The organism is Stenotrophomonas maltophilia group sp. vghtpe118, from assembly GCF_052605195.1.
Genome location: NZ_CP199672.1, coordinates 2,463,971 through 2,475,926, shown reverse-complemented (window position 1 = coordinate 2,475,926; position 11,956 = coordinate 2,463,971). Strand labels below are relative to the sequence as shown.

Annotated in this window: 12 protein-coding genes and 1 tRNA gene; 8 read left to right on the top strand and 5 right to left on the bottom strand. The window is 66.6% G+C overall.

Annotation, left to right across the window (positions count from 1 at the left end; all coding sequences use genetic code 11):
• Window positions 1-17: 17 nt before the first annotated feature.
• A tRNA-Arg gene (locus tag ACUDTM_RS11390) sits at window positions 18-94 on the bottom strand.
• 149 nt (window positions 95-243) lie between these two features.
• On the opposite strand from ACUDTM_RS11390, the gene ubiA reads away from it, so the two are divergent.
• From ubiA to ACUDTM_RS11375, 3 genes are all read left to right on the top strand, one after another.
• Window positions 244-1,137 (top strand): 4-hydroxybenzoate octaprenyltransferase, encoded by an 894-nt coding sequence (ubiA, locus tag ACUDTM_RS11385; RefSeq protein ID WP_005411493.1) that lies wholly within the window; start codon window positions 244-246, stop codon window positions 1,135-1,137.
• A 176-nt stretch (window positions 1,138-1,313) separates the two neighbouring features.
• Complete coding sequence (locus ACUDTM_RS11380) at window positions 1,314-2,738, top strand: short-chain fatty acid transporter (RefSeq protein WP_180869447.1); 1,425 nt, start codon at window positions 1,314-1,316, stop codon at window positions 2,736-2,738.
• 272 nt (window positions 2,739-3,010) lie between these two features.
• The gene (locus tag ACUDTM_RS11375) at window positions 3,011-3,175 is read left to right on the top strand and encodes a hypothetical protein (protein ID WP_188240534.1); all 165 of its coding nucleotides are present in this window, start codon (window positions 3,011-3,013) and stop codon (window positions 3,173-3,175) included.
• A 54-nt stretch (window positions 3,176-3,229) separates the two neighbouring features.
• Here the strand turns inward: ACUDTM_RS11375 and ACUDTM_RS11370 are convergent, their stop codons facing one another.
• Entirely contained in the window at window positions 3,230-3,856 is a 627-nt protein-coding gene (locus ACUDTM_RS11370; RefSeq protein ID WP_434556937.1) for a YiiX/YebB-like N1pC/P60 family cysteine hydrolase, read from the bottom strand.
• A gap of 205 nt (window positions 3,857-4,061) precedes the next feature.
• Here ACUDTM_RS11370 and ACUDTM_RS11365 point away from each other — a divergent pair, with 205 nt between their 5' ends.
• The 4 genes from ACUDTM_RS11365 (at window position 4,062) to ACUDTM_RS11350 (ending at window position 8,610) form a co-directional block, all read left to right on the top strand.
• A complete protein-coding gene (locus ACUDTM_RS11365; RefSeq protein ID WP_180882389.1) occupies window positions 4,062-4,586 on the top strand; it encodes a hypothetical protein in 525 nt (174 codons plus the stop codon).
• Window positions 4,587-4,638: 52 nt separating this feature from the next.
• Complete coding sequence (locus ACUDTM_RS11360) at window positions 4,639-5,211, top strand: hypothetical protein (protein WP_227836791.1); 573 nt, start codon at window positions 4,639-4,641, stop codon at window positions 5,209-5,211.
• A 122-nt stretch (window positions 5,212-5,333) separates the two neighbouring features.
• Complete coding sequence (locus ACUDTM_RS11355) at window positions 5,334-7,058, top strand: peptidoglycan-binding protein (RefSeq protein WP_227836792.1); 1,725 nt, start codon at window positions 5,334-5,336, stop codon at window positions 7,056-7,058.
• Between the two features lie 139 nt (window positions 7,059-7,197).
• Window positions 7,198-8,610 carry a TPM domain-containing protein gene (locus ACUDTM_RS11350; protein WP_445391322.1) on the top strand — a complete coding sequence of 471 codons (1,413 nt, stop codon included), beginning with the start codon at window positions 7,198-7,200 and terminating at the stop codon, window positions 8,608-8,610.
• Window position 8,611: 1 nt separating this feature from the next.
• Here ACUDTM_RS11350 and ACUDTM_RS11345 read toward each other — a convergent pair whose 3' ends face one another.
• From ACUDTM_RS11345 to ACUDTM_RS11335, 3 genes are read right to left on the bottom strand one after another with little or no spacing between them, the layout of a single operon-like run.
• Complete coding sequence (locus ACUDTM_RS11345; RefSeq protein ID WP_445391321.1) at window positions 8,612-9,283, bottom strand: VOC family protein; 672 nt, start codon at window positions 9,281-9,283, stop codon at window positions 8,612-8,614.
• A gap of 54 nt (window positions 9,284-9,337) precedes the next feature.
• Window positions 9,338-10,417, bottom strand: coding sequence for an alpha/beta hydrolase family protein (locus ACUDTM_RS11340; RefSeq protein ID WP_445391320.1), 1,080 nt, complete (start codon window positions 10,415-10,417; stop codon window positions 9,338-9,340).
• Between the two features lie 13 nt (window positions 10,418-10,430).
• Entirely contained in the window at window positions 10,431-11,258 is an 828-nt protein-coding gene (locus tag ACUDTM_RS11335) for an AraC family transcriptional regulator (protein WP_072167982.1), read from the bottom strand.
• Window positions 11,259-11,444: 186 nt separating this feature from the next.
• Between ACUDTM_RS11335 and ACUDTM_RS11330 the strand changes: the two genes are divergently transcribed.
• Window positions 11,445-11,846, top strand: coding sequence for a hypothetical protein (locus ACUDTM_RS11330; protein ID WP_014648738.1), 402 nt, complete (start codon window positions 11,445-11,447; stop codon window positions 11,844-11,846).
• Window positions 11,847-11,956: the final 110 nt, after the last annotated feature.

Here is an 11,956-nt window from a genome sequence, read left to right as displayed (position 1 = left end):
AGGCAACGAAGGAAAAATGGCGCGCCCGGAGGGATTCGAACCCCCGACCAATGGCTTCGGAAGCCACTACTCTATCCGGCTGAGCTACGGGCGCGTTGTAGAACCGCCGCGCCGTCGGCCAGTGCCGGGGCGGGCATCGCACCGCCATGAAGCGGTGCGGGACGGGCATTCTATCCAGTTTCGCCGAACAAATCTCCCCCCACCGGCAAAGCCCTGCCAGAAGGGCAGGAGTATCCTATCGCCATGGCTGATACCCCCCTCACTTCGCCGCAGTCGCCGGCGACGCCGCGTTGGCGGCATTACTGGAGTCTGATGCGCGCTGATCGCCCGATCGGCACGTTGCTGCTGCTGTGGCCCACGTGGTGGGCGTTATGGCTGGCTGCCGGTGGCCTGCCGCCGCTGTGGACGCTGTTCGTGTTCACCGCCGGCGTGTGGCTGACCCGCTCGGCCGGTTGCGTCATCAACGACTACGCTGACCGCTGGCTCGACCCGCATGTGGAGCGCACCAAGGCGCGGCCGCTGGCCACCGGCGCGATCAGCGGCCGTGCCGCGCTGGCGTTGTTCGCCGTGCTGATGCTGGTGGCGTTCGGCCTGGTGCTGACCCTGAACGGGCTGACCATCGGCCTGAGCTTCATCGGCGTGTTCCTGGCCGCCAGCTATCCGTACCTGAAGCGCTACACCCATCTGCCGCAGGTCTACCTGGGCATGTCGTTCGGCTGGGGCATCCCGATGGCGTTCGCCGCCGTGCAGGGCGAGGTGCCGATGCTGGGCTGGCTGCTGTATGCCGGCAACATCCTGTGGTCCACCGCCTACGACACCTGGTATGCCATGGTCGACCGCGAGGACGACCTGAAGATGGGCTCGCACTCCACCGCGATCCTGTTCGGTGATCTCGATCTGGTCATCCAGGGCGTGCTGTACGCGCTGTTCCTGGCCACCATGGCGCTGGTTGGCGTGCGCGGCGGGCTGGGTGGCTACTACCTGGCCGGCGTGGCCGTGGCCACCGCGCTGGTGGTGTACGAATTCTGGATCTGCCGCAACCGCGAGCGCGGCCCGTGTTTCAAGGCGTTCCTGCACAACAACTGGGTCGGCGCCGCGCTGTTTGCCGGTATCGCCGTGGACCTGGCGCTGCGTTGAGAAGCGCAGCCGAGCGTGGGCTCGGCTCTACAGCTGACAGTGCTTCTGTAGCGCCCGAGCCCTTGCTCGGGCGGCGGCGCACAGCGCCGGGCCTTCCGCCACCTACGACCAATAGGTGGCTGACAGCCCACACCCCACCGCCCAGAATCGATCCATCGAACCTGGGAGGGTAGGCGATGGCCTCGACGGCAGCAGTACAGGACGGCTGGATGGCGCGCGCAGCGCTGCGCTCGGCGGCCTGGGCGGAAAAGTGGTTCCCTGACGCGTACGTGTTCGCGGTGCTGGGCGTGGTCATTGTCGCGCTGGCCGCGATGGGCTTCGGTTCGACCCCGCAGGCCACCGCCAGCGCCTTCGGTGACGGCTTCTGGAGCCTGATTCCCTTCACCATGCAGATGGCCTTCGTGGTCATCGGCGGCTACGCCGTGGCCACCGCGCCGGTGGTCGCACGCTTCATCGACTTCCTGGCCCGGGTGCCGCGCACCGGTCGCGGTGCGGTGGTGTACGTGGGCCTGGTCAGCATGCTCGCCTCGCTGCTCAGCTGGGGCTTCTCGCTGGTGTTCGGTGGCCTGCTGGTCCGCGCGCTGGCCCGTCGCACCGAACTGCGCATGGACTACCGCGCCGCCGGTGCGTCGGCCTATCTCGGCCTGGGCGCAGTGTGGGCGATGGGGCTGAGCTCGTCGGCCGCACAGTTGCAGGCCAACCCGGCCAGCATGCCGCCGGGCCTGGTGGAGATCACCGGCGTTCTGCCGTTCACCGAAACCATCTTTCTGTGGCAGTCGATCGCCCTGACCGCAGTGCTGATCCTTGTCTCGCTGCTGATCGCCTGGCTGACCGCGCCTGCAGCCGGCAGTGCGCGTACCGCCGAGGAATTTCCCGGCGCTGCGCAGGCCGAGCCGGAACCGCTGCAGCGACGCACGCGCCCAGGCGAATGGCTGGAATACAGCCCGTTGCTGACCGTGCTGCTCTCGCTGCTGGCGTTCGGCTGGCTGTTCAACGAATTCGCCAACAAGCCGGTGGTCACTGCCATCGCCAACCTCAACACCTACAACTTCCTGTTCATTTCGCTGGGCCTGCTGCTGCACTGGCGCCCGCGCAGCTTCCTCAACGCGGTGGCCAAGGCGGTGCCGAGCACCACCGGCGTGCTGATCCAGTTCCCTCTGTACGGCGGTATCGCGATGATCCTCACCCACGCCGCCGGTGGTGACGGGCAGACCCTGGCGCACCGGCTGTCGAGCCTGTTCGTGCACGTGGCCAGCACCGATAGCTTCGCGCTGGTAATGGGCGTCTACTCGGCGGTGCTGGGCTTCTTCGTGCCGTCCGGTGGCGGCAAGTGGATCATCGAGGCGCCGTACGTGATGCAGGCCGCCAACGAACTGAAGGCGCACCTGGGCTGGGCCGTGCAGGTCTACAACGCGGCCGAAGCGCTGCCGAACCTGATCAATCCGTTCTGGATGCTGCCATTGCTGGGCGTGCTGGGGCTGAAGGCACGCGACATCGTGGGCTTCACCTTCATCCAGTTGCTGGTGCACATCCCGCTGGTGCTGGGCCTGTTGTGGCTGCTGGGCATGACCCTGGCGTATGTGCCGCCGGTGATGCCATGAGTGCAGGGCTGGCGTCCGTGCGCGAGCAGGACGCCAGCTCCGTTCAGCGCGTGTTTCCAGCAGAGCACGCCATGAATGCGCGCAGTCGGGCTGACGGCATGAGCACATGCCGAACCCATATGAATCCTTCATCGGCTTGTGCCGCAAGGGGCATTGCCCGTTCATTCACGCGCGTACACACCGATGTAGCCGCCCACCAACGCGCGATTAACTCTTCGCTGCAGACGATGGTCCCGTCCACCGCATTCCGCGTGTGGCTTTGGAGATCGGACATGGCACAGCAGAACCAGAACCCGAACCAGAAGCAGCAGGGCCAGCAGAACCAGCAGGATCAGCAGCAGGGTCGTGGCCGCGACCAGCAGCAGCAACAGCAGCAGGAACAGCAGCAGCGCAGCCAGCGCAACCAGCAACAGGGTGGGCAGGACGAGGAGGAGTGACTTCGGTACCCACTTCCTGTGATGCGCGAAGCCCCGCCCCGTGCGGGGCTTCGCTTATTCCAGCACGCCAATGCGTTGCAGCACCGGCGCTGCTGACATGTCGTTCGGATTGGTGCCCGGCTGATCCTGCGGCACCTCCATGCCCATGCCGCGGTAGAGATCGACCCAGTGCTGTGCGATCTGCCCGGTCTTCGGGTTGCGGAAGTTCATCGGCTGCAGTGCGAACACATGATGCGCACGGAACGCGCGCTCGATGAAGTCCGAGCAGTAGTAGCTGTCCTCGTTCAACACGTATGACGTGTTGTAGGGTTTGCCCAGCATCGTGCGTGCGGTCGCGATCGCATCCTTGATGGCAGCCTGCTGCGATGCGTGCAGGCGATAGACCACGATCTGCCGCTGCTTGCCTCGGGCGTCCTCGCGGAACTGATCCAGCGCCTGCCGGCGCGAGCCTTTCTCGTCCGCATGCAGTACCTCCCAGCCGTCTGGCGCCGCAGCGACCAGGGCCACGTGATCGAAGCTGAGGGCGCCCTGCTTGCCGGTGGCATCGTCGATGGCCGCGCTCAGGCCGGCATGGCCGGCGGTGACGAACAGCAGATCGCCTTCCCGGACCTCCAGCGCCGCCACACCACCTGGCCACAGCATTGGCAGCAGCAGGGAGAGGGCAAGCAGGAATGCGCGCATGGGGCCAGGATCGAAGCGTGTGCGGCGTAGTCTAACGGCTGCTGCGATGACGTTGATTTCAGTATTAGTGTGATATTAGTCTCAATTCAGCATGTCGGGATATTCCTGACAGCGGATGTTGAAACTGAATTGACCGAGGCATGGCTATCCTTGCCTCCCTACCGCGCCGGAACCGCGCGCGACCGCCCGGAATCAGGAGGATCCCGTGAACCAGCTCCGCCCCGTTGCCCTGCTTGCGCTTGCCCTGGGGCTTGCGCTGTCCGGCTGCAAGCCTGCGCCCCAGGCAGCCCCCGCTGACGCCGCCGCACCGGCTCCGACCAGCACGGCCGGCGCCACGGCGCCGGCCACGCCGGTTGCCGCAGCCCCGGCAGACGCGTCTGCCAGCTGCCCCCATCCGGTCTTCGACGACTTCCTCAAGCATTTCGGCAACGAGATCGCGCTGCAGGAAACGTCCACTGCCGATCCGCTGCTGGACAGCCACATCGACAGCGAAGCCGAGCCGGAGCCACGCAAGGTGGAGGAGAAGGTGCCGCTTGCCAAGGTCGAATGGCCGGTGATGCCGGACCCGGCCACGCTGCAGCGCCAGGGCCGCGAGATGCAGGTCACCCGCCTGCCCGATGGCCAGGTACAGGTGCAGATGCGCACTCCCGATACCAGCGACCAGCAGATCTACACCTTTGCCCAGAAGCCGTGCTGGCAACTGGTCAAGCGTGAGGACGAATCGATCTGACCCCTGAGCAACCGCCTGCGGGCGGTCGTGTGATTTACCCAAGGAGCCCCGCATGCGTCTGTCTCCCGTTGCCCCCGTACTGGCCCTGATGCTTGCTGCCTGCAGCGGCCCTGAGGCGGCTGCACCGGCGGCCCCTGCTTCCACTGACCCGGCAGCGACGCCGGCCGCACCTGCGGCTGCCGTTGCGGACCATTCCACCTCTCTTACGCGCGACGAGACCGGCATGCATATCGATTGCCAAGGCACCCGCCTGCACCTGGCGGCCCAGCCCACCCAAGACACGGACGCTTCCCGGCTGACCACGCTGGAAATTGAAAAGGACGGCGCACGCCAGGCCATTGCTGCGCCCAAGGAGATGGACGGCTATACCGCCGTTGGCCTGGCCTGCGTGCAGGACCGCAGCGGTACGCCGTACTTCGTCGTGCAGTACGGTGAACTGCCGTTCGGCTGCAGCTTCTGCGAGTGGTACTACCTGTACGACGCCAGTGGCCGCCAGTTGACCCACAGCACACCGCCGCTGCGCGGCGCGGAAGGCGAGGAGCAGGAGCCCAACAACGACGAGTACGAGAAGTTGATCGACTCGCTCGGCATCAAGCACCCGGAGGTGAACTACATCGAAGACTGAGCGCAGCGGCAGGACGTCGCACGCGCGCTGTGAACGCAGCACTGCAGTACCGCAGTACCAGAAGTACCAGGAGCAGTACCCCTTAAGGAAATTCCCTTTTTCATAGAATGGATAGCACAGACATGGCAGACATCTACCAGGACATGGTCCAGCCCCGCGGGGCGGCCTACAGCAGTGACCGCATCAAATCGTGGAGCCACTACCGCGAGCCGATCGACCAGAGCGACGGCCGCCTGCATGGCAACTCCCGCCGGTGGGGCGATGCGACCCCGGAAGTACAGTCACGGGTGATCGACACGATCATCGAGTCGGCGCGCGAGAAGGGCCTGACCCCGCGCGAAACCGCGCACGTACTGGCCATCGCCCGCGTTGAATCGGGCTTCAACCCCGATGCCGCCGCTGGCACCACCTCGGCCTCGGGCCTGGGCCAGTTCATCGACAAGACCGGCAACCACTACCACCTCAACAACCGCAACCGCTTCGACGTCGGCGCACAGTCCGACGCACTGGTTGACCATTACATCGATAACCGCACGCTGGCGCACAAGCGCGGCCAGGGTGAGGAGTACATCTACAAGTACCATCACGACGGCCCGACCCGTGATTACGGCGGCCTCGCCCTGTCTGAAAAGAAAGTGATGCCGTACGTGGACAAGTACGAGCGGTTCGTGGAGCAGCGCCTGGGACTGACCCACGGCCAGTCCCAGGGCAGCCACGCGGCCCCCGCCGTAGCTGCGGCCACGCACGCGCAGGCCAAGCCGGCAGCGGTGCATGCCGAAGGCCAGACCCGCACCTTCGAGCAGACGATGCAGGTGATGCTGCCCCCGCAAAACGGGGTCAAGCCGCACATTACCGGTGAGTTCGGCGAACACCGCGCGCACAAGCCGCACGGTGGCACCGACTTCAACTATGTCGGCGGCCAGCACGGCCGTAATCTGCAGCACCCGACCGTCAACGCGCCGATCTCCGGAACGGTGACGTTCGTCGGTGGCGACTACGGTACGGTGAAGATCAGGGATGCACAGGGCAACTCGCACGAGATCCTGCACCTGCAGTCGACCCAGGTGAAGGAAGGCCAGCCGATCAAGGCGGGTGAGCCGATCGGTACCATGGGCGGCCGTGGCCCGGGCGGTGCGGGTCAGTATGCCCAGCACGTGCATTACCAGTTGAAGGATCCGCACGGCAAGCTGATCAGCCCGCAGGACTTCTGGGACCACGGCAAGCTGAAGGAAACCGGCAAGGGTGGCCATTCGCATGACGCCGACCACAACGGTGTGCTGCGCCAGGGGGCCAAGGGCGAGGAAGTGACTGCGCTGCAGAAGGAACTCAACCGCCTGGGCGTGCGCGACGGCCAAGGCAACCCGCTGAGCGAGGACGGCAAGTTCGGTGCCAATACCAGGGACGCACTGATCGCCTACCAGAAGCAGCACGGGCTCTCCGCCGATGGCGTGGCGGGTCCGGCGACGCTGGGCAAGCTGGCCGAAGGCCGCAGCCATGCCGAGGCGGCGCCGAAGGGGCCGCAACTGGGCGACAAGGCGCATCCGGATACGCCGCTGCACAATGCGATCCGCGGCCACATGCCGGGCATGATCTGCAACGAGATGAGCGCGCATGTGACCGCCCAGGCCAAGGCCGCCGGCATCGATTCGCCGGAAAAGCTGCAGGGCGTCACCGTGCAGGATGGCAAGGCCTTCGTCGTGGGCACCGTTCCCGGCTTCCGTACTGCGGTGGACATGACCCAGACGGCACCGAGCCTGCAGGAGACCAGCGCTGCAATGCTGGCCAAGCACGAGCCTTCGCAGCAACACGTGCAGGACGAGCAGCAGCGGGTGGCCATGGGCCGTTAACCACTGCGTGTGAAGAAGTGTGTGGTAAAGGAGGCCGGCCGGAGTAATCCGGCCGGCTTTTCCGTTCATGGGGCAAGGACATACACGGATGCCGTTTCGCATGATGCACAGCACCGCCATTGCAAGGCACGGCGTCCACATGAGCCGGGTGCTGCGGTGGCGCAACGCATGGCAGTGGGGAGGGCTGGCACTGCTGCTCTGGCTGTTGCCACTGCCAGTGCTGGCGGCGGTCCCGATTCCGGCACTGGACGACCCGGTGGTGGACACCGCCAACGCGCTGTCCGCCAGCACCCGCGCAACGCTGCGCGAGCAGGCATTGCAGCTGCAGGCACGCAAAGGCGCGCAACTGCAGGTGCTGGTGGTGCCCAGTGTTGGCGATGACGGCATCGAAGCCTTTGCACAGCGTGTCTTCGACCAGTGGCAGCTGGGCCGCGCCGGTGTCGATGACGGGGTGTTGCTGCTGGTGGCGGTGCAGGACAGGCGCGTACGCATCCAGACCGGCTATGGCCTGGAAGGCACCATTCCCGATGCCTATGCCGCGCGCATCATCGACAAAGCGATCGTGCCGCGCCTGCGCGAAGGAGACCTGGACCAGGGCATGCTGGATGGCAGCAAGGTGCTGGTGGCGCTGATCGATGGCGAGCCGCTGCCGGCCCAGGAGGATTCATCCGCACGCAACCTGTTGCCAGCGGATTGGCGCACAGGGGATTCGGTCGTTGCCCTGACGTTGCTGGTGGGGTTCCTGGCCGGTCTGTGGCGATCACCGCCACGCCTGCTGGCCACCAGGACCGAGGCCGAGTTCAGCGGTAAGCGCCGTGAGCGGCGGCGCAAGGCACTGGCAGCCAATGCGGCAATGCCCAGGCCGAAACGGCCGACATTGCCTGCCTGGGGCAGACCGTTGCTGGTAACGGCAGTGATGGCCGCTGGGTTGGTTTCGGCGACGCTGCTGCTGCCGCGGCATGTGCTGCCTGCGCTGTTCTTCGTGCTGTTACCGGCCGTACCGGTGGCGGCGCTGCTGGGGTGGTGCTGGCGTCGCAGCCGTGGTGTGCGCATCGTGCTGTCCGGCATGTTGGCCGTCAGTATCGGTTTCTTCATGGTGATGCTGGTCCGTGGTCAGTTGCCGCCCAGCCTTGCCCTGCACACGTTGCTGAACCTGGCGGTCGCCATTGCCGCCATGCTGGTGTTCTTCCTGGTGCAGGCCGGCCGCGCGCGCTGGCGGAAGAACCGCAACAGCTTCGCCGTGCGCCTGGTGGTGCTGGTGCTGTTGACCGGCGGCTATGCGCTGGGCGCGCTGCTGGCCATCGACCGGGCCGGCGACGAGAACGCACGCGTGTTGGCGACGATCGTGTCCTGCGCAAGCACGCTGTTCCTGTACTTCATCTGGGTGTTCACCCTGCTGCCCGGCGAAAAAGCACGCAGCGGACAAAGGTCGTCCCAAGGCTACCGTTCCTCGTCCAGCACCTCGTCGTCGAGTTCGTCCTCGAGCAGTTCCGGCGGCTGGTCCGGTGGCGGTGGTCGCAGCGGCGGCGGCGGCGCTTCGGGCAGCTGGTAGCTCAGGCCGCCCACACCCGCCAGCCCAGCGCCGCATCGCGCAGCTCGCCGCTGCCGCTCACATCACTCACCTGCAGCTGCACGCCCTGCGCATTGGGCAGGTCCTTCTGCTCGGGGAACCAACGACGGTCGGCGGCGACGATGATCAGCAGGCCCTCGTCGTCGCCCATCGGCGCGAACTGCGGCGACGGCGGGCTGATCGGCTGCAGGCCGAAGCGCTGGCTGGACTGTTCGCGCACCGCATCGACATCGTGGCTGGGCAGGCCAACCTCGCTCAGGCAGGTCAGCTCGCTGCCATGGAACACGCCTTCGCGCGCGCTGGCCGGCAAGCGACGGCGGCCGATCAGTTCAAGGATCAGGCCGTCCGGGCCGGTGAAGTACACCGACTGCGACTGCCAGCTGCTCTCCAGCGCGAAGTAATCCAGGCCCTCAGGATTACGTTGCAGCGGGGTACGTTCGCGCAACCAGGCCATCGCCTCGCCGAAGCGGTTGTCCGGTACGTTGAAGGCCAGGTGCACGCCACCGACGGGGTGATCACCCGCCGCCTGCAGTTCGATCGTGCTCCAGCCGATGTGCACATGGTTGCCGACCACGCGCTGCTGCAGCACATCGTGGAAATACGCGGCGACGGTGGCGACGTCGGACACCGGCAGGGTGAGGTGAAGCAGGCGCATGACCGATTCTCCATGGACGCGCTCACTGTAGCGCTGGGGACTGCCCGGCGGCCACTAGCGCAGTGACTGGTTGAAGAATCGTATTGCGGCGTCCACTGCCTGCGCGTGGGTCTGCGCCTTCGGCACCGATGTGCTGCACAGGTCCTGCAGCCGCTGTTGTCCGGTCGGGGTGCATGCGGCGAGGAAATCGTAATGGCCGACACCGGGCAGCACCTGCAGTGCAGCGCCCGCAATCGCCGCACGCGCAGCCTCGCCATTGGTCTGTGGTGGCGCGACCGTGTCCGCTTGGCCCAGCACGACCGACACCGGCTGTTCCAGCGAGGAGAGCTGCTCGGGCGCAAAGGCCTGCACGATTGCCGGCGCCAGCAGGAACACCGCGCGCACGCCGGGAATGGCGCGTGCGTCGTTGGCGTGGGACATCCATGGCGATAGCTCGGGCGACGCCGCAGCGGCAACGCGCGCCTCCATCGTGTGCGTTGCCGCCTCCTGTTGGGGCCGGCAGACGCCGTCATCCGGATGTGCGGTACAGAAGTCCCGCAATCGCTGCAGGTCCGGTCGCGCACCGGCTGCCAGCAGCGCGGTGTAGCCACCGGCCGAGAAGCCGGCGACCCCCAGGCGCTCAGGATCGACATGCGGGCCCAGCACCGGATCAGCTTGCACGGCCGCCAGTGCGGCACGCAGGTCATCGGCGCGCAACCAGGTCAGAAGGCTGCCGGGCAGGGTCATGGTGTCAACGCCGTTGTTGCCTGGATGATCCACCGCAATCACCAGATATCCGGCCCGCGCCAGCGCCGTGCCCAGCCAACCCATCATGCGCGCGCTGCCGCCGTTGCCATGCGAGAGCAGCAGGGTCGGCAGGCGATCTCCCGCGACCGGCGCATCCTTGGCCGACCGGCCGACGTGGAACAGCGGCGCGTCGGGTGGACCGATGGTCAGCGCGCTTTCGCGGCTGCCGGCCTGTGCCGGATACCAGACCGTGTAGCGCAGCGCGTCGCGGTGCCCTGCGTCGCGCACGGCGGCGCTGGCCAGCGTCGTCGTGCCGTGGCGCTCGCCGGCGACGCCGCTTTCGCGGGCGGCGCCGGTGATTGTAAACGCCATCAGCATCGCTCCCAGCACAGCAGCGGTCATGCGCATCTTCAACTCCTTGTCAGTGGTGACGTTCTTCCACCGGCAGCCAGATCTCCACGCCGCCGTTGCCGCTGTGCTCGTCGAACCGGGCGTCGTAGCGCTCCAGGTCCGGCGCATCGGCAAGGCTCAGGTTGGACGCAGGGAGATAATGATCCAGCAACCAGAACCAGGTCGAGCGGATGGCCGAGATGTGTCCGCCGTGCCAAGCCACCAGGTAGCGGCGCGCCGGGATGTCCACGCGTCGCCAGTGCGCAGGCACGCTCGGCACCGTGCTTGCCGGTAGTGCCGCAATGTAGTCGAAGCCACCATCGTCATCACTGTTGCAGCACACGCCGAAGCTGACCGGTGCCGGCGTCGGCCACTCGCGGTTGAGCTGGGCCCATTGGCCCGGAATCGCGCCGCTGCTGTCGCGGGTATGCCGCATGCCGACGCCTGCCAGCTGGAACGCGGGCGTATCGAGCAGCCGGGGGGCTTCAATGCAGGCTGACGGGGCCTCGTCCAGGCGGATCGCCTGCACCAGCGTCAGCCCATCGGTGCCCTGTTCGCGTACCCGTTCCGGTGTCTGCCCGAACTGTTCGCTGAAGGCACGGGTGAAGGCAGCATGGGTGGTGTAGCCGGCCCCCAGCGCCACCTGCAGGATGTCGCCCGCGCCGTTGGCCAACCGCTGCGCGGCAGCGGTCAGGCGGCGCCCGCGAAGGTAGCGCACCACCGAGGTGCCGGTGCGGGCCTGGAACAGGCGTGACAGATGAAACGGCGACAGGCCGGCCGCAGCGGCGATGTCGGCCAGCGCCAATGGCTGGTCCGCATGGGTTTCGATGTACCACAACGCCTTGCCTGCCGCGCTCATCCTGCCGTTCCCCGCATCCAATGCCGGCACAGTAGCGGATCGGCAGGCGCGGCGTTTAGCAGTTCTTGCGCTGCCGGGGCTTTGCGTCTGCCTGCGTACCGGCAACAATGCGTGCTTCATGGACGTGATGGGGGGCAGGGAGATGCGATCGACGACGGGGGATGCCAGGCCAGCGGAGCCCGGCCGATGATCGAGATGATCGAAATGCTGCTTGCCCTCTGGGTACTTCCCAGTCTGTTGACCCTGGCGCTGATGCTGCTGATGTTGTTCGGCGCGCCACGGTGGCGCGGCAACCCCTGGGTGTACCGTGTCGGCTTCGCGTTGCTGGGTGGGTTTCTGACACCGACGTTGTTGGGGGCCGGTCACGGTGGGTTGCCGTGCGCGACTATCGGCGGGCTGGTGATGATACTGACGCAGCTGCAATGGATCGGCGATCTGCAGGTCGACTTCATGGGGATCGGGATTCGCAACAGGGGCATCTGGATCATGTCCACCCCCGCCTTGGTGGTGTTCGCCGCCATGATGTTCGTTCCGCTGCGAACGGCACGGCCGGCCCGATTCGGCTTTGGCGACGACGCCAACGGCTAGCCGCTGTGTGCGGGGTGGGGCGTGGGTCTGCATTGCCACCCATGCATGGCGTGGATCTACGGATGAGTCCTGGCAGGGGCCAACCTTGGTTGGCGCATCAAGCTGTCGTA

Coding starts and splice junctions, on each gene's coding strand:
- ACUDTM_RS11375 (WP_188240534.1), top strand. CDS start 3,011: ATGGCACAGCAGAACCAGAACCCGAACCAGAAGCAGCAGGGCCAGCAG.
- ACUDTM_RS11350 (WP_445391322.1), top strand. CDS start 7,198: ATGAGCCGGGTGCTGCGGTGGCGCAACGCATGGCAGTGGGGAGGGCTG.
- ACUDTM_RS11330 (WP_014648738.1), top strand. CDS start 11,445: ATGATCGAGATGATCGAAATGCTGCTTGCCCTCTGGGTACTTCCCAGT.
- ACUDTM_RS11370 (WP_434556937.1), bottom strand. CDS start 3,856: ATGCGCGCATTCCTGCTTGCCCTCTCCCTGCTGCTGCCAATGCTGTGG.
- ACUDTM_RS11360 (WP_227836791.1), top strand. CDS start 4,639: ATGCGTCTGTCTCCCGTTGCCCCCGTACTGGCCCTGATGCTTGCTGCC.
- ACUDTM_RS11335 (WP_072167982.1), bottom strand. CDS start 11,258: ATGAGCGCGGCAGGCAAGGCGTTGTGGTACATCGAAACCCATGCGGAC.
- ACUDTM_RS11355 (WP_227836792.1), top strand. CDS start 5,334: ATGGCAGACATCTACCAGGACATGGTCCAGCCCCGCGGGGCGGCCTAC.
- ACUDTM_RS11380 (WP_180869447.1), top strand. CDS start 1,314: ATGGCCTCGACGGCAGCAGTACAGGACGGCTGGATGGCGCGCGCAGCG.
- ACUDTM_RS11345 (WP_445391321.1), bottom strand. CDS start 9,283: ATGCGCCTGCTTCACCTCACCCTGCCGGTGTCCGACGTCGCCACCGTC.
- ubiA (WP_005411493.1), top strand. CDS start 244: ATGGCTGATACCCCCCTCACTTCGCCGCAGTCGCCGGCGACGCCGCGT.
- ACUDTM_RS11340 (WP_445391320.1), bottom strand. CDS start 10,417: ATGCGCATGACCGCTGCTGTGCTGGGAGCGATGCTGATGGCGTTTACA.